At 44.0% G+C, this 248-nt stretch carries 1 protein-coding gene; it reads left to right on the top strand.

Annotation, left to right across the window (positions count from 1 at the left end; all coding sequences use genetic code 11):
• The coding region (locus B3V51_RS11405) for an adenylosuccinate synthetase (protein ID WP_286708456.1) at positions 1-248 on the top strand (248 nt) is incomplete at both ends.

Below are 248 nucleotides of genomic sequence, written 5' to 3'. Positions count from 1 at the left end.
CCTGCCTACGAAGACAAAGTCGCACGCCGTGCTATCAAGCTTGCTGACTTGTTCCGTGAAGATCTAGAAGAAAAACTACGTAACTTGATTGAGTATCACAACTTTCAATTAACTGAGTATTACAAAGTTGACGCGATTGACTTTGATGAGACGTACAAGCTTTGCCAAGAGTGGCGCGATGAGATTAATGGCATGGTTACTGATGTCACCGAAGACCTTAACCAATTGCGTCTGGCTGGCAAAAACCT

This window comes from Psychrobacter sp. UBA2514 (assembly GCF_002341255.1).
Taxonomy (GTDB): domain Bacteria; phylum Pseudomonadota; class Gammaproteobacteria; order Pseudomonadales; family Moraxellaceae; genus Psychrobacter; species Psychrobacter pacificensis.
Note: the sequence above shows the minus strand (reverse complement) of the source record. Positions and strands in the feature narration are given on the sequence as shown.